This window comes from Streptomyces sp. NPDC047974 (assembly GCF_040653375.1).
Lineage (GTDB): Bacteria > Actinomycetota > Actinomycetes > Streptomycetales > Streptomycetaceae > Streptomyces.
This window is the reverse complement of sequence record NZ_JBEZNU010000009.1, coordinates 52,592-74,757: the sequence shown is the minus strand read 5'-3', so window position 1 is coordinate 74,757 and position 22,166 is coordinate 52,592. Positions and strand designations below refer to the sequence as shown.

Genomic DNA, 22,166 nt, shown 5'->3' with positions numbered 1-22,166 from the left:
CGCCCAGCCCCTCTGTGACCCATGTCACGGATTCCGCTTTCCCTCTTTCCGTTATCGCCGTCCTCCGCACAGGCTCTCCCAGGCGCAGGAAACTCCGGGAACGGGCGAGAGAAGGACGGACGGCGTGCAGCGGACGATGGAGACGGACCAGATGGCCGAGTGGACGACCCAGCGGATACGGGCGGCGCAGTACGGGGACCCCTGGGCGAGCGACCAGGTCCTCACCGCCCACCGGCCGCTCGTCCACGCCCTGGTGTCCCGCGCCCTCGACACCCGCTCCGATGCCTCCGCCGTCGATGCCGTCGCGGGGGACACCCTGCGCCGCGCGCGGGCCGCCCTGCACACGCTGCCGTACCCGGAGGCGTTCCGGCCCTGGCTCGTCGGCCTCGCCGTCGACACCGTCCTCGGCCACGCCGCCCTCGGAGCCGACGGGGGCGGGGGCTGGCTGGACGTCCAGGACGCGGTCCTGGCCGCACTCGGGTCGCTGGAGGCCGAGGGTCTGCTCCTCCGGTACGAGACGTCCGCCGCGCTCCAGTGGACGCCGGAGGACACCGCGGCCCGGATGGAGACGGTACGGGCGCGCGCCGAGGCCGCCCGGTCCGTCGGCGCCGCCCTGGCGCGGCGCCCCCGCTGCCCCGGGCTCCAGGAGCTGACCGCCGGCTGGGACGGCCGCCCCGGCGCCGACTGGCGCGACCACCTCGCCGGGCACACCCTGTGGTGCGCCCTCTGTGGCTCGGCGGCGCCGACCGTCGTCGTACCGTCCGTCGTCGTGCCGCCCACCGTGGTGGCCGGGTCCGCCGCCCCGGAGTACGGCGCGGACACCGTCGCCGACACCTCCGCCGACGCCTTCGCCGACGCCTTCGCGGAGGAGGCGACGCGGGCCTACGACCTCGGCGGGCTCGCCCCCGCGACCGCCTCCGACGGGCGCCGTGCGACGCGCGGGGACCGGCGCCGGCGGCGCCAGGCCGAGGAGCGGACGCGACGGCGCGCCGCCGTCGCGGCCGGCATCGCGGTCGTCGCGGTGACGGGCGGGGCGTTCTCGCTGTACGGCGGCGGCCGGGACGGCAAGGAGCTCCTGGAGACGAACCGCGCGGCCGCCCCCGGCCCCGACACGCCCCTCAGCCACGACCCGGACTCCCTCTCCACCACCCCCGCCGGCCTCGGCGCGACCCCCTCCGCGTCCGCCACGTCCCCCGGCCGGACGACGGCCTCCGCAACGCCCGGCGGCGGGAAGAAGACCGCCACCGCGCGCCCCACCACGGCGGCCCCCACCCCGCAGCGCACCACCGCGATCCCCACCCCCACCCTCCCCAGGAAGACCGCCGCGCCCACGACGGCCGCGCCGAAGCCCACCCCCACCACCGCGTCGCCGACGCCCTCCACCGACCCGGCCCCGGGCGGCGGCACGCAGAACGACGGCGGCCAGGGCTCCGCCGCCGACCAGGTGCTGTCGCTCGTCAACGCCGAGCGCGCCAAGGCGGGCTGCGGACCGCTCGCCGCGAACGCGACCCTCGCGCGCGCCGCGCAGGCACACTCCGACGACATGGCCGCCCGCGACTTCTTCGACCACACCAACCCCGACGGCGCCGACCCCGGCGACCGCGTCACGGCCGCCGGCTACCCCTGGTCCACCTACGGCGAGAACATCGCCATGGGCCAGCGCACGCCCGAGCAGGTCATGGAGGCGTGGATGAACAGCCCGGGCCACCGCGCGAACATCCTCAACTGCGACTTCAAGGAACTCGGCGTCGGCATCCACGACGACGGCGGCCCCTACTGGACCCAGGTCTTCGGCGCCCGCTGACCCCCGGCCCGCTCCCGCGAGGCGCGCGACGGCCCGTGACAGACTTGGCCCGCCCGCGTTCTCACCCGAGCGGCCGACAGGAGGCCCCATGTCCGTGCGTCCCCGGTCCGGTACGGCCGGGCGGCTTCTCGTACGGTACGGAGCCGAGGCGCCGGAGGCCGCGGTGCTCCTGCTGCACGGCGGACGGGCCGACGGACTGGAGGCGCCGCCGCTGCTCAACCTGCCCGCCCTGCGCATGCGGCCCTTCGCCGAGGCCGTGCGGCGGGCGGCGCGGGGGAGGCCGGTCCTGGTCGCGGAGGGCCGCTACCGGCACCGGGGCTGGAACGGCGAACGCGCCGACGCCGCCCGGGACGCCGAGGCCGCGCTCACCGGGCTGCGGGCGCGCTTCGGGGAGATACCCGTGGTCCTCGTCGGCCATTCGATGGGCGGACGCGCGGCGCTCGCCGTCGCCGGGGACCCGGCGGTCCGAGGAGTCGTCGCCCTCGCCCCCTGGTGCCCGCGCGGCGAACCCGTCGCCCACCTCGCGGGCCGCCGCCTCCACCTCCTCCACGACGAGACGGACCGGGTCACGGCCGCCCGTGACTCCTGGGAGTTCGTCCGCCGGGCGCGCGAGGCCGGCGCGGACGCGACCGGCATCCCCATGCCGGCCGGCGGCCACGCCATGCTCCGCGCCGCCGCCCTCTGGCACCGGCGCGCCACCGAACTGGCCCTGGAGACGCTGGCCTCCGGCGGCTAGTGCCCTGTCGATACGCCACGGTCCGGTCACCGTCACGTCGGCGGAAACCTACCGGAAGGCGACACGGTCCCCGCCGCCGCGGCCGGTCGACGACAGGGCCCGGCCGCGCGGGCCTTCGGCGCCTTCGATTCGCGGGAGTGGGCATATCGGGACAAGATCGGGCGTAGCGGGGGCGTGAGCCCCGTGCGGTCGAGGAGGCACCGTGGCTGAGCTCATCGTGATCGGGTACGAGGACCGTGCCGCCGCCGAGGAGGCCCTCGGCACCGTGCAGGACCTGCAGCGCGACCAGGTCGTCGGGCTCAACGGCCTCGCCGTCGTCTCCGTCGACACGGAGGGGCGCACCCACGTCGACACCTCCAACCGGGTCGTCGGGGTGACCGCCGCGACGGGCGCCCTGTGGGGCACGATCTTCGGCATCCTCTTCCTCGCCCCGGCCGTCGGCGCCCTCACCGGCGCCGCGCTCGGCGGGCTCGTCGGCCGGCTCAGCCAGTCGGGCGTCGACGAGCGGTTCCGGCAGCAGGTCGGCGATCTGCTGCGCCCCGGCGCGGCGGCGGTCGTGATCATGGCCGCCAAGCTCACCGAGGACAAGTTCACGGCGGCGATGCAGCGCCACGGCGGCACCGTCCTGAAGACCTCGCTCAGCGACGCGGACGAGAAGGAGCTCGCCGAGCAGCTCGCCGGAGCGGAGTGACGGCGCCCCCGTCCGCCGTGCTCTTCCCCCACCCCCACAGGAAGGCTCCCCATGGATCCCGTGCTCAGCAGTGAGGTGCTCGCGAAGCTGCGTCAGCCCCGGCCGTACCCGGCCGTCTCGCTGGTGATGCCGACGCACCGCCGCGAACCGGACAACGCCCAGGACCCGGTGCGGCTGCGCAATCTGCTCTCCGAGGCCGAGCGGACCCTCGACGGAGATCGGGACGTGCCCCGCGAGCGCCGGCTCGACATCCTCGACCAGCTGAGCCGCGCCGCCGCCGAGGTCGACCTCGCGCACGCCGAGGACGGGCTCGTCATCTACGCGGCGCAGGGCGAGCACCAGGTGTGGTCGCTGCCCAGGACCGTGCCCGAGCGGGTGGTCCTCGCGGACACCTTCCTCACCCGCAACCTCGTCGCCGCCCGCGCCGCCGAGAAGCCCTACTGGGCCCTCGCCGTCGCCGCGGACCGGGTCTCGCTGTGGAGCGGCGACCCCGAGCGGGCCGTCGAGGCCGCGGAGGACGGCTTCCCGCTGACCCGCAGTCTGGAGGACCCGGACGCCGAGCGGAAGGAACGGATCGGCGACGTCCCCAGCACGTTCCGGGACGAGGCCACCCGGCAGTTCCTGCGCGAGGCGCACGCGAAGCTGCGGGTCGTCCTCTCCGCCGAACCCCGCCCGCTGTACGTCCTCGGCGCCTCCGAGGCCCTCGGCCTCCTGGAGGAGCTGGGCCCGCTGGCCCCCCAGACCGTGACCGTCCCGCACGGCGGGCTCGCCGAGGGCCCGGCCGCCGCGGTCCACGCAGCCGTCGAACCCGCCCGGGCCGCCCGTGAGGCCGACGCCGTCTCGGGGCTCCTGGCCGACCTGGACGCGGCCCGGGGCCGCCGCGAGTTCGCCGGCGGCATCGACGAGGTGTGGCGGGCCGCGAAGGAGGGCCGGGCCCGTCTCGTCGCCGTCGAGGACGACTTCCGGACGGTCGTGCGCGAGGAGGGCGAGCACCTGGAACCGGCCGAGGCCGGTGACCCCGGGGCCCGGGACGACATGGTCGACGAGATCGTCGAACGGGCCCTGGACACGGGTGCGGAGGTGCGGTTCGTGCCCGGCGGCACGCTCGACGGCCGGGACCGCATCGCGGCCGTGCTGCGCTACTGACCCCGGTACCCCGGAGACGGGACGTCCGTACGCCGGGCGTCCCGTCTCCGTGTGTCCCCGCCCCGCCCCGCCCCGCCCCGCGCCGCCTCGTCCCGCCCGCCCCGCGCCGCCGTCAGGGCGTCCCGTCCACCCGGAAGGCCAGCATCGCCGTGTCGTCGCGGTGGTCCGAGAGGCCCTGGAGGATGCGGAGCAGGTCGGGGAGGGCCTGACGGCGGCAGAGGCCGGCCTCGGAGGCCAGCCGGCGCTGGCCCTCGTCGATGGGGGCGGAGGGCGTCTCGATGAGCCCGTCGGTGTAGAGCAGCAGGGTGTCGCCGGGACCCAGCACGTGGACGTGGGTCGTCCGGAGGTAGTCCGAGGCCACGCAGAGCGGCGGGTCCGCCGCGCCGGGGAGGTAGCCGGCGTCGCCGTCGGCGGGGACGACGAGCGGCGGCGGATGTCCCGCGCTCGACCAGCTCAGCAGCCACGTCCCGTCCGCGCGGCGGCGCAGCACGGCGTGCAGGGCGGTGGCCAGCGGGGCCGTCCCCAGACCCGCGGAGACGTGGTCGAGCCGGGCGAGCACCGCGTCCGGCCGGGCGCCGGGACCGCCCGCGTACGCCAGGGCCCGCAGCATGCTCCGCATCTGGCCCATCGCCGTCGCCGCCGTGAGGTCGTGGCCCGCCACGTCCCCGATGTCGAGGACGAGGGTGTCGTCCGGGAGCGTGAAGGCGTCGTACCAGTCCCCGCCGATCTCCCCGCTGGGGCTCGCCGGCTGGTAGAGCGCGGCCAGGGTCCCGCCGTCGACCCGCGGCGGCTCGGTCAGGTGCGCCCGCTGGAGGCCGAGGGCGGTGCGCCGCGCCTGCTGGAGGTCGAGGACCTTGCGGATCGGGCGCTGCGCGTGGTGCAGCACCTCGCGCAGGAGCTCGGTCTCGGCCGGGCCGGGGATGGGCGTGTCGCCGTTGCTGCTGGTCGCGGCGTAACCGAGCACCCGGTCCCCGACGATCAGCGGGATCAGCGTCAGGCTGGTGGCCCCCGAGGCGTGCAGCCAGCGTTCGCTCACGGTCGGGATCAGCCCGGGCGGCACCGGCGCGCCCGGCACGAGCCGGAAGGTGACCGGCTCGCGGTGGTCGAGGACCTTGCGCACCGCGGCCGTGACGGCCACGCCCTGGCCGCGCAGCGCCGGCGGGGCGGGCAGCCCCGGGCGGGTCGCCGAGGCGATGCGCCGCGCCGTCACCCCGGCGTGCTCGGGCAGCGGCCATTCGTCGTGCGAGAGCAGGAGGACCAGGCAGGCGTCGGTGAGCTCCGGCACGACGACCTTCACCACCTCGGCGAACGCCTCGTGCAGGCTCGCCCCCGACACCGCCGCGACCTGCGCGAGGAGCCGCTCGCGCAGCCGGGTGCCCCAGGCGTCCTCGACGTCGGCCGTGGCCGCCACCCACTCGGTGAGCCTGCCGTCGCGCAGCACCGGCACGGAGCGGGTGGTCATGTGCCGGTACGAGCCGTCCTCCGCCCGCACCCGGAACGTCGCCTCGAACACCCCGGGCTGCCCGCCCCCGCCGGCCGCGCGCCGCCACGCCTCGCCCAGCAGCTCCCGGTCCCTCGGGTGGATGTGCGCGTACCAGCCCGCGTCGGCCCGCCGCCGCCAGGGCGTGCCCGTGAGCCGCTCCCAGCCCGGGACGATCTCCTCCATGACCCCGTCGGGCCCCATCACCCACACCATCTGGGAGATGGCCGAGACCAGCGCCTCGTACCGCTGGAGCGTCAGCGTCTCGGCCGTGGTGTCCATGGCCAGGACGAGGATCCCGGGTCCCTGGTCGGTGCTGACGGCGCTGCACGAGTAGACGAAGTGCCGGGCCTGCCCCGGCTGCCCGGGGTCGGTCCGCCGCTCGCCGACGACCTGCCGGGCCCGTCCGGTGTCCCGTACGGAGTCGAGGACGGCCAGGAAGCGGTGGCCGTCCGCGTCCGGGAACGCCTCCCGCGCCGGGAGCCCGAGCCGTCGCACCCCGAAGAGCCGGGTGAAGGCGGAGTTCGTGTAGAGGAGCCGCCCCTCGGGTCCGGCGAGCACGGCGACGGCGGCGACGGTCCCGTCGAACATGCGCGGATCGACGGGAGGTCCGCCGGCGGCGGATCCCCTCGCGTCGGCCGGGCCCGGGCCCGTACCGGAATCATCGGGTCCGGGGCCGTCCGGGTCTCCCGTGGTTTCGCCGCCCTTCACGTTCTCATCATCGGGGCGCGGGACGATTCCGGCCCGCCGCCGTCCGGTCGCACGGCGGTCGGGCGGGGTGGTTGACGCGCGTCGACCCCAGGGGCCAGGCTTCCCCCGACAGGTTCGCTGACAGATGCATGACATGTCCTGGCGTGCCCGCGCCGGGGCTCGTGCGCCCGTTGAGGTGGAGGCCCGCCCGATGCTCCTGCACAGCCGTGCTCCCGTTTCCCCCGTGACCCGGGTGTCCCCGGTGTCGAGACTCCTGCTCGCCCTCGTGCTGCTCGTCGCCGGTCTCGCCGGGGTCGTCGCCGGTGCGGGGCCGGCCCGCGCCGACGGGTGCTACACCTGGTCCCGCACGCTCTCCCAGGGGGCGAGCGGAGCCGACGTCACCCAGCTCCAGATCCGCGTCGCGGGCTACCCCGGCTACGGCGCCGTCCTCGCCGTCGACGGCTCCTACGGACCGGCCACCGCCGCCGCCGTGAAGCGCTTCCAGTCCGCCTACGGACTCGTCGCGGACGGGGTCGCGGGGCCCGCGACCTTCAGCAAGCTGTACGCCCTCCAGGACGACGACTGCACGCCGATCCACTTCACCTACGCCGAGCTGAACAACTGCAACTCCACCTGGTCCGGCGGGGCCGTCAGCGCCACCACGGCCAAATCGAACGCCCTGCGGACCATGTGGAAGCTGGAGGCCCTCCGGCACGCCCTCGGCGACGAGCCCATCCGGGTGACGAGCGGCTTCCGCAGCACCTCCTGCAACGCGGCGGTCGGCGGCGCCACGGACAGCCGGCACCTGTACGGTGACGCGGCCGACCTCGGCTCCGGGCCGCACTCCCTGTGCCGCCTGGCCCAGCAGGCCCGCAACCACGGCTTCAACGGCATCCTCGGCCCGGGCTACCCCGGCCACTCCGACCACGCCCACGTCGACCACCGCCCCAGCCGCTACTGGTCCGCCTCCTCCTGCGGCATCTGAGCGGGCCACCCCGCCGGCCCGGACGCGCTTTCCCGCGCGGCCGGGCCGGTGTGATGGGCGGTGAGGGCTCAGTACGTGACGCCGACGTGCGCCAGCGCCTGCTTCAGGAGGACGCCGTGGCCGCCGGGCATCTCGCTCTGCACCGCCGCGGAGACGGCTTCCCTGGGGCTGAACCACACCAGGTCGAGGGCGTCCTGGCGGGGGCGGCAGTCGCCGCTGACCGGGACGACGTAGGCCAGCGAGACGGCGTGCTGGCGGGGGTCGTGGAACGGGGTGATGCCGGCCGTCGGGAAGTACTCGGCGACCGTGAACGGCTGCAGGGACGCGGGCACGCGGGGCAGGGCGACGGGACCGAGGTCCTTCTCCAGGTGCCGCAGCAGAGCGTCCCGGACGCGTTCGTGGTGCATGACGCGCCCGGAGACGAGGGTGCGGTTGATCGTTCCGTCGGCGCCGATGCGGAGCAGCAGTCCGATGCTCGTGACCTCGCCGCTGTCGTCCACGCGGACGGGAACGGCGTCGACGTAGAGGATCGGCATCCGGGCGCGGGCCGTGTCCAGCTCGTCCGAGGACATCCAGCCGGGCGTGGTCTCAGTCATGTCAGACATCGCCTGATCATACTTTCCGCCACCGCCGTGCGACCCGGATTCCGGCATCCGTCGTTCGGGTGAGCCGCGGAGGGACCAGGAGCCCCCCCCGCGGCCGCCATCCGGCCTCACTTCACCGATCCGGCCATCACCCCCTGCACGAAGTGCTTCTGGAAGGCGAAGAACACCACCAGGGGCACGACCAGGGACAGGAACGCCCCCGGCGCCAGGACCCCGATGTTGCTGCCGAACTGCCGCATCTGCGACTGGAGCGCCACCGTCAGCGGCTGGGACTCGCCGTCCGCGAAGAGCAGCGCCACCAGCATGTCGTTCCACACCCACAGGAACTGGAAGATCGCCAGGCTCGCCAGCGCAGGCCGCCCCAGCGGCAGCACGAGGCGCCGGAAGATCCGCCACTCCCCGCCGCCGTCGATGCGGGCCGCCTCCAGCATCTCCCGGGGGATCTCCGCGAAGAAGTTCCGCAGCAGGAAGACCGCGAAGGGCAGCCCGTACGCGACGTGGAAGAGGACGACACCGGCCACCGTCCCGAACAGCCCCACCGCGCCGAAGAGTTTGGCCACCGGAAGCAGCCCGATCTGCACCGGGACCACCAACAGGCCGACGACCACCAGGAAGAGCCCGTCCCGGCCCGGGAACTCCAGCCACGCGAAGGCGTATCCGGCGAGGGCCGCCACCCCCACCACCAGGGCGGTGGTGGGCACGGAGATCAGGACGGTGTTCCAGAACGCCTGGACGAGCCCCGAATCGTCCAGCAGTGCGCGGTAGTTGTCGAAGGAGAGCTGCGACGGCTCGGTGACCGAGGTCCACCAGCCGTCCGCGGCGTTGTCCCGCTCCGAGCGCAGCGAGGAGAGCAGCAGCCCGGCCAGCGGGGTGATCCAGACCAGGGCGACCAGGACGAGCAGCGCCTGCACCGCCGAACTCCCCAGCCACCGCGTCACCTTCGCGGTCCTCATCGCGAGCCCCCCTTCCGGAAGCGCCGGATGTTGAACACCATCGCCGGGACGACGAGCAGGAGCAGCAGCACGCTCAGCGCGCTGCCGAGCCCCTGGTCGTTCCCGCCGCCGAAGGACACCAGCCACATCCGCGTGGCCAGGACGTTCGCGTCCTCCTGCACGGGCCCCGGGGCGATGACGTAGACGAGGTCGAAGACCTTCATCACGTTGATCACCAGCGTCACGAACACGACCGTGAGGACGGGCGCGAGCAGCGGCACCGTGATCCGCCGGAAGACCTGCCGCTCGCTCGCGCCGTCCACCCGGGCCGCCTCCAGGACGTCACGGGGGAGGGCGGCGAGCCCCGCCCCGATCAGGACCATGGAGAAGCCGGTCCACACCCACAGGTAGGCGCCGATGACGGCCGGCGTGACGAGGGCCGGGCCGAGCCAGTCGACCCCGCCGTACCCGGCGGCGAAGTTCGCGGCCGGCACCCGCAGCCGGTACGTCCCGTCCTCCAGCCCGTCGAGGCGGAAGGTGCCGTCGGCGGCCGTCCGCGCGGACGCCGCCACCGCCCCGTCCGCCCCGACGGCCTCGACCGTCATCCCGGGCAGCCCCTTCTCCCGGGCGTCGACGGCACCGGCCCGGCCCCCCGCGCCGGGCGTGAAGTCCAGGTACACGGTCCCGGACAGACCGTCCGGAGCGGGCTCGGGGGCCCGCGCCGGCTCCGCACCCGCCGGTACGGCTCCGGGGGCGACGCCCACGAAGGGCAGGACGGCCACGGAGCCGGGCCGCAGCGCGCCGCTCGTGTACCCGTCGGCCGGGCCGCCGGTGAGGCCCTGGCCGTCCCTGGCACGGGCGGTCGGGTACGGGGACGGCTCGTCGAAGGCGTCGTGGACGCCCACCACGACCGCGTTGAGCACCCCCCGGCCGGGATCCTGCTCGTACGCCAGCCGGAAGACGATGCCCGCGGCCAGGAAGGACACGGCCATGGGCAGGAACAGCACGAGCTTGAACGCCGTCGCCCAGCGGACCTTCTCGGTGAGCACGGCGAGCACCAGCCCGAGCCAGGTGAGCAGCACGGGGGCGACGACCACCCAGACCGCGCTGTTGCGCAGCGCCTTCAGCGTGGCCGGGTCGCGGAACATCTCCACGTAGTTGTCCGCGCCGACGAACCGGTCGCCGCTCGCGTCGAAGAGACTGCGGCCGACGGAGAAGACCACCGGATAGGCGACGAGCGCGCCGAGGAGCAGCAGCGCGGGGAGGGCGAAGGCGGCACCGAGCAGCCGCCTCCGGCGCAGGGCGCGCCGCCGCGGATCCGCCGCGGGGCGCGCCCTGGGCCGCGGGCGTGCGACGGGCCGCCGGCCGGTCGCGGACGGAGGGCCGATGGCGGACGACGGGTCGGCCGGGGACGCCCGGTCGGTCGCGGACGGCGGAACGGTCGGGGACCGCGGGTCGGTCTCGGACGTCGGGTCGGTCGCGGGCTCGCTGTCGCCGGTGGGCCGGTCCATGGCGGGCCCGGCCTCAGTTCCCGTACGCCTTGGCCGCCGCCGCCTCCAGCGCGGCCGCCGTCCGGCGCGGGTCCGAGGGGTCGCGCAGGAAGTCCTGGAGGAGCTTCCACTCGCCGGCGCCCTTGGTGCCGCCGAACGCGGCCGGCGCCTGGTCGGACAGGTCGAAGCGGACGGTGTCCCCGGCGGCGACGAGCGAGGCGGCGGTGGCGCGGGCGGTGTCGTCCGCGTACGCCTCCGGCTTCACGTCCTTGTTGGGGGAGAGGAATCCGCCCGCCCCCGCCCACACCTCGGCGGCCTCGGGCGTGGCGAGGAACTCCAGGAGCCTCATCCCGGCGTCCGCGTTCTTCGCGTCCTTGAGGACGACGGCGGCGTCGCCGCCGCTGACCACGGGTGCCGTCCCGGAGCCGACCGGCGGGAAGGGGAAGAACTTCGCGTCCTCGCCGGGCTTCCTGCCGAACTCGTCCTTGGCGACGCCGCCGACGAAGTCGCCCTCGTACACCAGGGCGGCCTCGGGCTCCGGGCCGAAGACCTTCTCCACGGAGCCCGGGAAGTCGGTCCGCAGCGCCTCGGCGGCCCCGCCCGCGACGAGCCGCTCGTCCTCGAAGACCTCGGCGAGGGTGGTGAGCGCGGTGACGACGCTGGGGTCGGTCCACTTCAGCTCGTGCCGGGCGAGCAGGTCGTACTTCTCGGGTCCCGCCTGCGACAGGTAGACGTTCTCGAACCAGTCGGTGAGCGTCCAGCCGTCCTCGCCGGCGACGGCGAACGCGGGCAGGCCCGAGTCGGCGAGCGTCCGGCCCGCCGCGAGCAGCTCGTCCCAGCTCTTCGGCTCGCCCACCCCGGCCTGCTCCAGGGCGTCGGGGGCGTACCAGACGGTCGACTTGTGGGCGGCCTTGAAGTAGAGGCCGTAGAAGGTGCCGTCGACCGTGCCGTACTCCTTCCAGACCGGTGCGAGGTTCCCGGACGCGGTGGTCGCGGCCGGTTCCGAGAGCGGCTTCAGCCAGCCCGCCTCGGCGAACTGCCGGAGCACGCCGACCTGGGGGACGAGGACCACCTCGGGGGCGTTGCCGCCCTCGATCTTGCTGCCGACGAAGGTGGAGACGTTGTCGCCGGAGGGGACGAAGACGGTCTTGGCGCCGGTCTTCGCGCTGAACGCGTCGAGGACCTTCTTGAAGTTCTCCTGCTCGCCGCCGGTCCACACGCCGGCGACGGTGACGGTCGTGCCGGCCAGTTCGCCGCCGGACTTCGGGTCCGCGTCGCCGCCGCAGCCGGTGGCGGTGAGCGCGAGCGCGAGTGCCGCGGAGAGCGCGCCCGCGGCGCGGAGGGTCGTGAGGGAGGGTCGTCGCATGATCGTCCTTCCTTCGCTTCGAAACCTTCATGCTAGGGAGGAATGACGAAGGCATGTCAACGGGCGCGACCCAACTGCCCGTCCTCGCCACGACCGTCACCGGCGCCGGCGCGGCCCGCCTGGCGGGCCGGGGCCAAACCGGGTGCCCCGGAGTGCGCCGAGCCGTGATACTGCTCCGATGACCGAGACGCCGACCGCCCGGACGACCGCCCTGCCCACCCCCGTACGGGACTCGCTGCACGGGCTCGCGTTCGGAGACGCCTTCGGCGACCGCTGGTTCCGCATCCTCCGCAGGCAGGGCGAGGCGCCCCTGGTGGCGCGGACGCTCCCGGCGGAGGAGCCGTGGCGGTGGACCGACGACACCGCCCAGGCCCTCGTCCTCGTACGCGAACTCGCCGGGCTCGGCGGCGCCGTCGACCAGCACCGGCTCGCCCGCGCGCTCGCCGCCGCCTACACCGCCGACACCCACCGCGGCTACGGCGCCTCCATGCACGACGTCCTGCGCCGGATCGACGCCGGCGAGCCCTGGCGGGACGTCGTCGCCGGACAGTTCGGCGGGCAGGGCTCCTGGGGCAACGGCGCCGCCATGCGCGTCGCCCCGCTCGGCGCCTGGCACGCAGGAGACCTCGGCACCGTCGCGGAGCTGGCCGCCCGTCAGGCCGTCGTCTCCCACCACCACCCCGAGGCGGTCGCCGGGGCGACGGCCGTCGCCCTCGCCGCCGCGCTGGCCACCCGCAGCCGCGGCGGCCCCGCCCCCGCGCGCCCCGACCTGCTCCTGACCGTCGCCGACCACCTCCCGGACGGCGACGTCCGGTCCGGCCTGCGGATCGCCGCCCGCATGCCCGGCCACACCTCCGTCCGGCACGCCGCCGAGGTCCTCGGTTCCGGATACCGCATGTCCGGCCCCGACACCGTCCCGTACGCCCTCTGGTGCGCGGCCGGGCACCTCGACGACCTGCACGAGGGCCTCTGGACCACCGTCGCGGGCCGCGGCGACATCGACACCACCTGCGCCATCGCGGGCGGGGTGATCGCCGCCCGCACCGGAGTCGAGGCCCTGCCCGCCGCCTGGCACACGGCCCGCGAGCCCCTCCCGCCGCTGCCGGAAGGCCTCGGCTGAGAGACGCGGGGCCGTGGGGCCGCCGGACCGTCGGGTGAGGTCAGGGGCCCGCGCCCGCCGCGGGGTCGGGGGCGTCACCCGTACGTTCCCGGGCCTCGCGCCGCAGCGCCGTACGCACCGACCACACCACCGACACCAACGGCACCGCCACCACCGCCCCCACGATGCCGGCGGCGATCGAGCCCGCCACCACCGAGACCGCGACCACCAGCGGGTGGAGCCGCACCGCCCAGCTCATCACCAGCGGGTGCAGGACATGCCCCTCGATCTGCCCGATCACGACGATCAGCGCCACCACGAGCCCCGCCACCAGCGGCCCCTTCGCCGCCAGGGCCACCACCGCGGCCACCGCCAGCGCGATCGGCGAACCGATGAGCGGCACGAACGCCGCCGCGAACTCCAGCAGCGCCAGCGGCACCGCCAGCGGCACGCCGAGCAGCCACAGGGCGACCCCGACGAGCACCGCGTTCACCGCGGCGACGAGCACGATCCCGTGGGTGTACCCCGTGAACGTCCGCCACGCCGCACGTCCGCCGACCGCCACCCGCTCCCGTACCGACTCCGGCAGCTGCTCCTGGAACCACGCCCATTGGCGGTCCCCCGAGTGGATGAAGAAAACCGACGCGAACACGGCCAGGGCGAGCGTCGTCAGCACCGCCACCACGTGGTGCGCCCCGCTCACCGCCTCGCCGACCAGCGCCGCGCGGTGGCTGGACAGGAACTGCCCGATCCGCGCCTCCAGGTCCGTCAGCGCTTCGGGACGGACGTGGAACGGCGGGGCCTCCAGCCACCGCTGGATGCGGTCGACGCCGTCCCGGAACTCCCGCACGAGGGTCGTCCGCTCGTTCGCCACCGCCTCCCCGACCAGCGCCAGCACCCCGAGGACCAGCGCGAGTCCGCCGAGCAGGGTGAGGGCCACCGCGAGTCCGCGGGGCAGACCGCGGGCCACGACATCGGCCACCGGCCGCAGCAGCGCGGTGACGACGAGCCCGAGGAAGAGGGCCACCCCGATCTCGTGGAACCGGCCGAGCAGGGCGAACAGGGCGTAGACGAAGAGACCGACGGCGAGCAGCCGCCACGCGTACGCGGCGGCCGTGCGGAGGAAGGGGGCCACCTGGGAGAACCCCGCTGACTGCGGCTGCATGGCCGACGGCTACCACCGCGCCGCTCCTCGCCCCGCGCCGCCGCACCGTTGCTCCGCGACCTTCACCCGCCCAGCGGCGGACCAAGATCGAGAGTATTGTCCGGAAAGTACGACGATGCGCCCTGACTGGCGATGACCGGAGGCCGACATGAAGGACTTCAAGTACGAGCGGAAGCGCTCGCTCTCCCGCGCGGACGCGGCCGACCAGCTGTCCGCCCTCGCGACCGCCCTCCGCAAGGGCGGCGAGGCCGAACTCGAAATGGGCGGGGGCGTCCTGAACCTCCGGATCCCCGAGAAGCTCGCGGGCGAGATCGAGCTGTCGGTCGAGGAGGGCGAGATCGAGATCGAGATCGAGCTGAAGTGGCCCGTCCGGGGCGCGGCGACCCCGAAGGAGAAGGAGAAGGAGAAGGAGAAGGCGGCGAGCAAGAAGTCGGCCGCCGAGAAGGCACCCGCCAAGAAGCCGGCGGCGAAGAAGGCGCCGGCGAGGAAGGCGGCGGTGAAGAAGGAGGCCGGCAAGAAGGCGGCGCCGAAGAAGCCCGCGCCGGGCAAGCCCGCCCCCGCGAAGTCGGGCCCGCCCAAGAAGGCGGTGGCGGTCAAGAAGGCGGTGGCCGTCAAGAAGGCCTCCGCGAAGAAGGCCCCGGTCACGACCAAGGCGAAGGCTCCCGCCAAGCGGTCGTGACCGCCCGGCGGGAGCCGAGGTGACGCACGGGCGCGGGACTCAGCAGCTGACGGTGCCCCTCCGGAGGGCGTGGCCGCCGGTGTTGGAGTCGTCGGACCAGTAGACGGGCTTGCTGCCCGCCACGCACTCGTCGGCGCCGGCGAGTGCGAAGCCCTCGTTGTTGTAGTCGGGCATGCCGGCGGGCCGCGCGTACGTGGCGGTGACGGCGAAGGCGCCGGAGGCGGAGTCGACCTTCAGCGTGCGGTGCAGGCCGTCGCAGGTGTCGTCGCAGACGGCCCACAGCCGGGACGCCTGCGGCTCCCACTGCACCTCCATGACGCCGGCCATCCCGGTGGCGATCGAGGCGACGCGGGTGAAGGCGCCGGAGTCCTGCAGGACGTACCCGTGCACGGCCCCGGTGCCCTCGACGCCGACGAAGAACACGCCGCCGCCGTGGGCGCCGTAACCGGCCGGGGCGTAGGGGGCACCGGTCGAGGCGTCCTTGAAGCCGGCGGCGGTGAGGGAGGCGTCGGGGATCCAGGTGATCGCCTCGAAACCGGCGTTGGAGCCGGTCGGCGGAAGGTCGGCGGTGAGGTTCCACTCGCGCGTGGCGGTGAGGGCGGAGCCCGTGCCGGCGACGTCGTAGCGCAGGACGGAGAGGCGGCTGGTGCCGGAGGCGTCGCCGTTGCGCTCGCTGGCGACGAAGACGCCGCCGGCGGCGCCGGCGCCGGTGACCGTGACGCCCTCGCCGTCGGGCGTGCCGGAGCCGTTGGGGAAGCGCAGGGTCTTGCCGGAGGACCAGCCGTCGGCGGTGTCCGGGGTCCAGCCGCCGGAGCCGTCGCGGACGAGCCGCCACAGCTTTCCGCTGTTCTGCGCGGCCCAGAGGACGGAGCCGTCCTGGTGGAGGCCGCTCAGGTCGCCGCCGAAGACGTTCGAGGCGTCGGCGGTCGCGATGGCGCTGCCGCCGGGCCAGGCGACCGGATCCGTACCGCCGCCGGTGCCGCCGCAGGCGTTGGGAGCGCCGAGCGTGAGGGCGGCCGCGCGGAACGCGCCGGTGCCGTCGGGGCAGCGGGACCAGGACGGCGAGGAGTGGCCGGTCCAGGTGTGGCTGTCGACGAGCGTGCTGCCGTCGGGCAGGTAGAGGCGCGCCTTGTCGCTGGAGCCGAGCCCGAACGTGCCGTGCACGTCGAAGGCCCGGAAGGCGCCCGGGGCGAGCGACGTGCCCGAGGCGATCGTGTACTTCGAGCCGTTGCTGTCGTCCTTGAGGATCCAGCCGGAGAGGTCGACGGTCGACGTGCCCTTGTTGTAGAGCTCGATCGAGTCCTCGACGGACCCGGTGGTGACGACCTCGTTGACGCGGATGTCGTCGGCGGGCGCGGCCTGCGCGGGCGCGGCGGTCAGCGCGCCGAGGACGAGCGCCGGTACGGCGGCGAGGGCGAGGGTCAGATCACGGCGCCGGCGGCGTACACGCGAAACGGTCACGGAAGTCCGTCCTGGAGGTCGATGGGGAAGGCGCCCCGACGCTCGCGGCCACACCCGAACACCACCCCTCGGCCCCGGACTTCCTCCGTGAACACCAGCGAAACCCTCTCCCGCACCGCACCGCACCGCCCCCGTACACGCCATACGGTGCGGCCGGGGAGATTTTTGCATGGTCTGCAGTTTTGCGTACCATGCACCTATGGTGGAGGGGGTGCCTGCCGAGGGCGGGCTCAGAGAGCGCAAGAAGCGGGCGACGCGGGCCGCTCTGGTCGAGGCGGCGGTGCGGCTGGCGGTCGAGCGGGGGGTCGAGAACGTCACCGTCGACGCCATCAGCGCGGCCGCGGGCGTCTCCACGCGCACGTTCTTCAACTACTTCGACTCCCGTGACGAGGTCTTCGTCATGGTCGGGTCCGATGCCGGCGACCGCGTCTGCCGGGCCGTGCTCGCCGCACCGCCCGGGCCCGCCCCGCTGGAGGTCCTCCGTGACGCCCTCGCGGCGGAGCTGGAGGAGGTCGAGCAGCAGCAGGAGGTGTGGCGCCTGCACGCCGAGGTGCTGCGCAAGGCGCCCCAGCTCCTCGCGCGCAGGATCGGCGCGCACATGGCCGACGAACTCGGTCTCGCCGAGGCGCTCGCGGAGCGCATCGGCGCCGGCTCGCCGCTCTTCGCCGAGGACCGGCCCGCGTTCGCGTCACCGGAGGACGAGGAGCGCCGGCGCGCCCTGGACCTGTATCCGAGGCTGCTCGCCGCCGTCGGCGGCACCGCCGTGCGCGTCGCGGTCGAGCACTGGTCCGTACGACAGGACCAGGCCCCCTTCGCCGAGGTGTTCCGGGAGACGTTCGAGCACCTCGCCGCAGGTCTCCCGGAGCCCCCGCCGGCCACCGGCCACCGGACCTGAGCCACCGCCAGGTCCTCACGCGCCGGGGCGTCCACGCCCCTCGCGACCCACGCACCACCGAGAAAGAGAAGCTGTGAAATCACCAGCCGCGGCGCCCGTCGAGGCGTCCCCGGCCGCCATGTCGGACCGGCAGATACTCCAGGCCATGTCCGGCCTGATGGCGGGCATGTTCGTCTCCATCCTCGCCGGGACCGTGGTCGCCAACGCGCTGCCCCGGATCATCGCCGACCTGGGCGCGAGCCAGTCCTCGTACACCTGGGTCGTCACCGCCGAGCTGCTCGCCATGACGGCCACCGTGCCGCTCTGGGGCAAGCTCGCCGACCTCTACAACCAGAAGCTGCTGCTCCAGATCTCGCTGGGCCTGTTCGTGGTCGGCTCGCTCCTGGCCGGCTTCTCCCAGGAGGTCGGGCTGCTGATCTTCAGCCGCGTCGCCCAGGGCATCGGCGCCGGCGGCCTGACCGCCCTCGCGCAGGTCGTGATGGCGGCGATCATCCCACCGCGCAGGCTCGGCAAGTACGCCGGCGTCTTCGGTGCCGTCTTCGCCGTCGGCACCGTCGCGGGTCCGCTCATCGGCGGTGTCCTCGTCGACACCTCCTGGCTGGGCTGGCGCTGGTGCTTCTTCATCGGCGTCCCCTTCGCGCTCCTCGCCATCGTGCTGCTCCAGCGGACCCTCAAGCTGCCCGACCTGCGCCGCGAGGCGAAGATCGACTACCTGGGCGCCTTCCTGATCGTCGCCGGCGTCTGCGCCCTCCTCATCTGGGTGTCGCTCGCCGGCAACAGCTTCGACTGGGCCTCCTGGCAGACCGCGGCCCTGACCGGCGGCGGACTGCTCCTGCTCGTCGCGGCGGTCTTCGTCGAGTCCCGGGTCGCCGAGCCGATCATCCCGCTCGGCATCTTCCGCAACCGCACCGTGTCGCTCACGACCGTCGCCAGCCTCTTCGTCGGCCTCGCCATGTTCGGCGGCACGGTCTTCCTCTCGCAGTACTTCCAGATCTCCCTGGGGAAGTCCCCGACGGTCGCCGGCCTCATGAGCCTGCCCATGATCCTCGGCCTCCTGGTCTCCTCCACCGTCGCCGGACAGATCATCAGCAGGACCGGCCGCTGGAAGGTCTACCTGGTCGCCGGTGCCCTCACCATGACGGCCGGTCTCGGGCTCCTCTCCACGATCGACTCCGGCACGCACTTCGGCGTGACCAGCGTCTACATGGCCGTGATGGGCATCGGCGTCGGCATGCTGATGCAGAACCTCGTCCTGGCCGCGCAGAACGACGTGCAGGCCGGCGAGCTCGGCGCCGCCACCTCCGTCCTCTCCTTCTTCCGCAGCCTCGGCGGCACCATCGGCACCAGCGTGCTCGGCGCCATCCTGGCGAACCGCGTCGCCACGGAGACGACCCAGGGCCTCGCGGACGCCGGAGTGCCGGCCGGGGGCGGCTCGGCCGGACACGGCGCGGTGCCCGACATGGCGACCCTCCCGGCCCCGATCCGCGAGATCGTGGAGCACGCCTACGGCGTCGCCACCGCCGAACTCTTCCTCATCGCGACCCCCTTCGCCGCGCTCGCGCTGCTCTGCGTCCTCTTCGTGAAGGAGAAGCCGCTGAAGACCACCAGCGGCATGCAGCGACTCGCCGAGGAGGCCGAGGAAACCGGTCCCGCCCGCACCGCGGCCGACGCTCCGGCGTAGCCCGGGAAGCAGCACCGACAGGACGAACCACATGCGCCGCCGAGCTGAGGCTCGGCGGCGCATTGCGTATACCAAACCACCCTCCGCCTTCGATTCGGAACGAGAACCCTTGTTCCGCATCCTCGATTTGGCATACAAAACAGGGACCCGTGGTCGTCCTGCCACCAAGGAGTCCTCATGTGCGTCGACGCCACCCAGCCCGTCCCCGCCGGCCTGACCCGCCGCGGCGTACTCGTCGGCGCCGCCGTGCTCGCCGGAACCATGACCGCGAGCGGCACCGCCGCGGCCGCTTCCGGAGCCGGGGAAGGCGGAGCCCCCACGGGGGCCGGTGACCTGGTCATCAGGGGAGGTGCGCTGCTCGATCCCGCGACCGGGCACGTCACCGAGGACGCCGTGGTCGTCATCCGGCGCGGCACCGTCACCGCCGTCGGCCGCGCCGGTTCCGTACGGGTTCCGGACGGCCCGCCGGTCCTGGACGCGGACGGGCGCTGGATCCTGCCGGGGCTCACCGACGCCCACACACACCTCGGTACCACCGCCGAGGCGCGCGCCGCGCTCCGCTGCGGAGTGACGAGCGCGCGCAGCGGCTCGACCTCCTTCTACCAGGACATCGCCGTCCGCGATCTGGCCCGGCACAGCCCCCGGCTCGCGCCCCGGCTGCGCGCCGCCGGCGTCTTCGTCACCCCCGAGCTCGGCGACACGGTCCTGGCCGACCCCGACCTCACCCCCCTCGCGCGGTCGAAGGCCGGCGTCCGTTCGGCCGAGGCGCTGCGCCGCGTGGTCGATGTCAACGCCGCCCGCGGCGCCGACGTCATCAAGACGCGGGTCGACGAACGCGCGGGCCTGCCCGACCAGGACCCCCTCACCCAGGTCTACTCGCGCGAGCAGCTGTCCGAGACCGTCGCGGCGGCCCGCCGTCACGGCAAGGGAGTGCTCTGCCACGGCTACAGCGAGAAGGGCTGCCACGACGCCGTCACCGCGGGCGTCCGCTCCCTGGAGCACGGCGTCTTCGTCGGCGAACGCACCCTCCACGAGATGCGACGCCGCGACACGTACCTCACCCCGACGCTCACGGCCATCGCCGGGCTCGCCGACGACCCGGACCCGGTCCTCGCCGAACGCGGCCGCGCCTTCCTGCCGGTCCTGAAGCGGGCCGTGCGCGCCGCGTACGAGCTCGGCGTCCCGCTCGCGGCCGGCACCGACTCCTCGGGCGGCACGGTCGACCCCGTCGGCCGTGAGGTGGAACTCATGCACGCCGCCGGCCTCCCGGCCCTCGACGCCCTCCGCACCGCCACCACCGGCGCCGCCCGCCTCCTCGGCCTCGACCGCACGGTCGGCCGCCTCGCCCGGGGCTACGCCGGTGACGCGATCCTCCTGGACGGCGACCCGCTCGCGGATCTCTCGCTCCTCAGGGCCCCGGTGCGTGTGGTCCGCGCGGGTCTCCTCGTCTGACTGCCTGCCTGACTGCCTTCCTTCCTTCGTTCCTTCGTTCGTTCCTTTCGTCCCTCCTCCCTTCTTCCCTCCTCCCGATCTTCAAGGAGTTCCGATGCAGGAGTCCTCGGCGCCCACGGGTGCTGTGTCGCGCCGTTCGATGCTGGCCGGTGCGGCCGCCGCCGCCGGAACGGTGGCCGCGGGGGTCATGCCCGCCGCCCCCGCCGCTGCCGCCCCCTCCACCGCGGCGGGCCCGGCCGGGCGCCGGGCCCGTACGGTCGTCTTCCGTGACGTCCGGCCGTTCGGCGGGCCGGTCAGGGACCTGGTGGTCGTCGACGGCAGGATCACGGACGGGCCGGCGCCGCGTGGCGCGAGGACCGTCGACGGCGGTGGCCGGATCGCGCTTCCGTCGCTCGTCGACGCCCACATCCACCCCGACAAGACGACGTGGGGAGGCGAGTGGGTGTCGCGGCGGCCCGCCTCGACCATCGCCGACTACGTCGAGCAGGACGTGGAGCTCTTCCGCGCCCAGACCCGTTCGGTCGCGGAGCGCGCGTACGGACTCATGAGCCACGCCGTCAGCCGCGGTACGCGAGGGATGCGCGCCCACGCGGACGTCGCCCCGGCGTACGGCCTGGCGGGTGTCGAGGGCCTGGCGGAGGCCCGCCACCGTCTCCGCCACGCGCTCGACGTGCAGATCGTCGCCTTCCCGCAGCACGGTGTCATCCGGACGCCCGGCACGGCCCGCCTCCTGGAGGAGGGGGCGCGCCGCGGCGTCGTCGACATGATCGGCGGCATCGACCCCATCGGTTTCGACCACGCCCTCGACGAGCACCTGGACACCGTCTTCGGCATCGCCGACCGGCACGGCGTCGGCGTCGACATCCACCTGCACGACGGGGGAGAGGAGGGTGTCCGGGCCATCCGCGGCATCATCGACCGCACCCGGGCCCTCTCCCTCGCCGGCAAGGTGACCATCAGTCACGTCTTCTGCCTGCCGGGCCTGTCCGACCGCGAACTCGGCGTCCTCGCCACCGACCTCGCCGCCCAGGACATCGCCCTCACGACGGTCGCCCCCTCCCGGGACCTCGTCCTCCCGATCGCCCGGCTGCGCGAGCACGGCGTCCGCGTCGGCCTCGGCTCCGACGGCGTCCGCGACTCGTGGAGCCCCTTCGGCAACGCCGACATGCTCCACCGCGCCCACATCCTCGGCTGGGTCACCGACGTCCGTCTCGACGACGAACTGGCCGACTGCTACCGCGCGGCCGCCCACGGCGGTGCCGACGTGATGGGCCTTCCGCACGCCGACCTCACGCCGGGTTCGCCCGCCGACTTCGTCCTCGTCCGGGGCCAGGGGCTGCCCCAGGTCGTGGTCGACATGCCGCAGCGGGACCTGGTCGTCCACGGCGGTGCGGTCGTGGCACGGGACGGGGAGTTCCTGGCCTGACGAAGGGGGCGGCGTACCGCACGGCGCCCGCACGGCGTACCGCACGGCGGCGCGCCGTGCGGTACGCCGTCGCGCGCAAGGGCGCGAACCGGCCAACGCGGGGAACGCCGCAAACACGGACCCACTGCCCCGTACGGCTCCGGCCGCGGCGAGGGCGCCGGGCCGTGGCGCCGGACGCGTCTGCCGATGGCGGTGCCGCCGTGGTGCGAGCGGGAGACGGCGTGACCCTGCCCCGTGAACTGCAACGCGTATCTGAAAGTTTCTGATGGTCCTTCAACGGAGGCTGTGAGGAGGGTGGTTGCGGATGATCTCCGTCAGCGCGGGCAGTGGACGCGCGTAGAGCGGCCGAAAGTGCGCCTTGTCTCGGCTCCCCGCGGAGCCGA

Annotated in this window: 18 protein-coding genes; 11 read left to right on the top strand and 7 right to left on the bottom strand. The window is 74.5% G+C overall.

What is annotated here, in order from left to right; translation table 11 throughout:
- The first annotated feature begins 124 nt into the window (after positions 1-124).
- The 4 genes from AB0E19_RS15235 to AB0E19_RS15220 all read left to right on the top strand — a co-directional run bounded on the left by AB0E19_RS15235 (position 125) and on the right by AB0E19_RS15220 (position 4,377).
- Complete coding sequence (locus AB0E19_RS15235; protein ID WP_362178956.1) at positions 125-1,804, top strand: CAP domain-containing protein; 1,680 nt, start codon at positions 125-127, stop codon at positions 1,802-1,804.
- Positions 1,805-1,892: 88 nt separating this feature from the next.
- Positions 1,893-2,540, top strand: a complete 648-nt coding sequence (locus tag AB0E19_RS15230) for an alpha/beta fold hydrolase (RefSeq protein WP_362178953.1) — start codon at positions 1,893-1,895, stop codon at positions 2,538-2,540.
- A 202-nt stretch (positions 2,541-2,742) separates the two neighbouring features.
- Positions 2,743-3,231, top strand: a complete 489-nt coding sequence (locus tag AB0E19_RS15225) for a DUF1269 domain-containing protein (RefSeq protein ID WP_362178950.1) — start codon at positions 2,743-2,745, stop codon at positions 3,229-3,231.
- A gap of 51 nt (positions 3,232-3,282) precedes the next feature.
- Positions 3,283-4,377: a chemotaxis protein gene (locus AB0E19_RS15220; protein ID WP_362178947.1), complete on the top strand. Its 1,095-nt coding sequence runs from the start codon at positions 3,283-3,285 to the stop codon at positions 4,375-4,377.
- Positions 4,378-4,489: 112 nt separating this feature from the next.
- Here the strand turns inward: AB0E19_RS15220 and AB0E19_RS15215 are convergent, their stop codons facing one another.
- Entirely contained in the window at positions 4,490-6,448 is a 1,959-nt protein-coding gene (locus AB0E19_RS15215; protein WP_362178944.1) for a SpoIIE family protein phosphatase, read from the bottom strand.
- Between the two features lie 310 nt (positions 6,449-6,758).
- On the opposite strand from AB0E19_RS15215, the gene AB0E19_RS15210 reads away from it, so the two are divergent.
- Positions 6,759-7,532, top strand: coding sequence for a D-Ala-D-Ala carboxypeptidase family metallohydrolase (locus AB0E19_RS15210; protein ID WP_362178941.1), 774 nt, complete (start codon positions 6,759-6,761; stop codon positions 7,530-7,532).
- Positions 7,533-7,600: 68 nt separating this feature from the next.
- On the opposite strand, the gene AB0E19_RS15205 is transcribed toward AB0E19_RS15210, so the two are convergent.
- The 4 genes from AB0E19_RS15205 to AB0E19_RS15190 all read right to left on the bottom strand — a co-directional run bounded on the left by AB0E19_RS15205 (position 7,601) and on the right by AB0E19_RS15190 (position 11,925).
- Positions 7,601-8,128 carry an NUDIX hydrolase family protein gene (locus AB0E19_RS15205; RefSeq protein ID WP_362179444.1) on the bottom strand — a complete coding sequence of 176 codons (528 nt, stop codon included), beginning with the start codon at positions 8,126-8,128 and terminating at the stop codon, positions 7,601-7,603.
- Between the two features lie 116 nt (positions 8,129-8,244).
- Positions 8,245-9,090: a carbohydrate ABC transporter permease gene (locus tag AB0E19_RS15200; protein WP_362178938.1), complete on the bottom strand. Its 846-nt coding sequence runs from the start codon at positions 9,088-9,090 to the stop codon at positions 8,245-8,247.
- On the bottom strand, positions 9,087-10,580 hold the full coding sequence (locus AB0E19_RS15195) for a sugar ABC transporter permease (protein WP_362178935.1): 1,494 nt from the start codon (positions 10,578-10,580) through the stop codon (positions 9,087-9,089). The genes AB0E19_RS15200 and AB0E19_RS15195 overlap by 4 nt, the downstream gene beginning before the upstream one ends.
- Before the next feature lie 13 nt (positions 10,581-10,593).
- Positions 10,594-11,925, bottom strand: coding sequence for an ABC transporter substrate-binding protein (locus AB0E19_RS15190; protein ID WP_362178932.1), 1,332 nt, complete (start codon positions 11,923-11,925; stop codon positions 10,594-10,596).
- A 178-nt stretch (positions 11,926-12,103) separates the two neighbouring features.
- On the opposite strand from AB0E19_RS15190, the gene AB0E19_RS15185 reads away from it, so the two are divergent.
- Entirely contained in the window at positions 12,104-13,045 is a 942-nt protein-coding gene (locus AB0E19_RS15185; RefSeq protein WP_362178928.1) for an ADP-ribosylglycohydrolase family protein, read from the top strand.
- Between the two features lie 40 nt (positions 13,046-13,085).
- On the opposite strand, the gene AB0E19_RS15180 is transcribed toward AB0E19_RS15185, so the two are convergent.
- On the bottom strand, positions 13,086-14,189 hold the full coding sequence (locus AB0E19_RS15180) for an AI-2E family transporter (protein WP_362178925.1): 1,104 nt from the start codon (positions 14,187-14,189) through the stop codon (positions 13,086-13,088).
- A gap of 148 nt (positions 14,190-14,337) precedes the next feature.
- Between AB0E19_RS15180 and AB0E19_RS15175 the strand changes: the two genes are divergently transcribed.
- Entirely contained in the window at positions 14,338-14,868 is a 531-nt protein-coding gene (locus AB0E19_RS15175) for an amphi-Trp domain-containing protein (RefSeq protein WP_362178922.1), read from the top strand.
- 39 nt (positions 14,869-14,907) lie between these two features.
- On the opposite strand, the gene AB0E19_RS15170 is transcribed toward AB0E19_RS15175, so the two are convergent.
- The gene (locus AB0E19_RS15170; protein WP_362178919.1) at positions 14,908-16,329 is read right to left on the bottom strand and encodes a lamin tail domain-containing protein; all 1,422 of its coding nucleotides are present in this window, start codon (positions 16,327-16,329) and stop codon (positions 14,908-14,910) included.
- Between the two features lie 199 nt (positions 16,330-16,528).
- On the opposite strand from AB0E19_RS15170, the gene AB0E19_RS15165 reads away from it, so the two are divergent.
- From AB0E19_RS15165 to AB0E19_RS15150, 4 genes are all read left to right on the top strand, one after another.
- Positions 16,529-17,224 carry a TetR/AcrR family transcriptional regulator gene (locus tag AB0E19_RS15165; RefSeq protein ID WP_362178916.1) on the top strand — a complete coding sequence of 232 codons (696 nt, stop codon included), beginning with the start codon at positions 16,529-16,531 and terminating at the stop codon, positions 17,222-17,224.
- Positions 17,225-17,342: 118 nt separating this feature from the next.
- Entirely contained in the window at positions 17,343-18,905 is a 1,563-nt protein-coding gene (locus AB0E19_RS15160; protein WP_362179441.1) for an MDR family MFS transporter, read from the top strand.
- A gap of 177 nt (positions 18,906-19,082) precedes the next feature.
- Positions 19,083-20,357, top strand: coding sequence for an amidohydrolase family protein (locus tag AB0E19_RS15155; RefSeq protein ID WP_362178913.1), 1,275 nt, complete (start codon positions 19,083-19,085; stop codon positions 20,355-20,357).
- A gap of 94 nt (positions 20,358-20,451) precedes the next feature.
- Positions 20,452-21,783, top strand: coding sequence for an amidohydrolase (locus AB0E19_RS15150; protein ID WP_362178905.1), 1,332 nt, complete (start codon positions 20,452-20,454; stop codon positions 21,781-21,783).
- Positions 21,784-22,166: the final 383 nt, after the last annotated feature.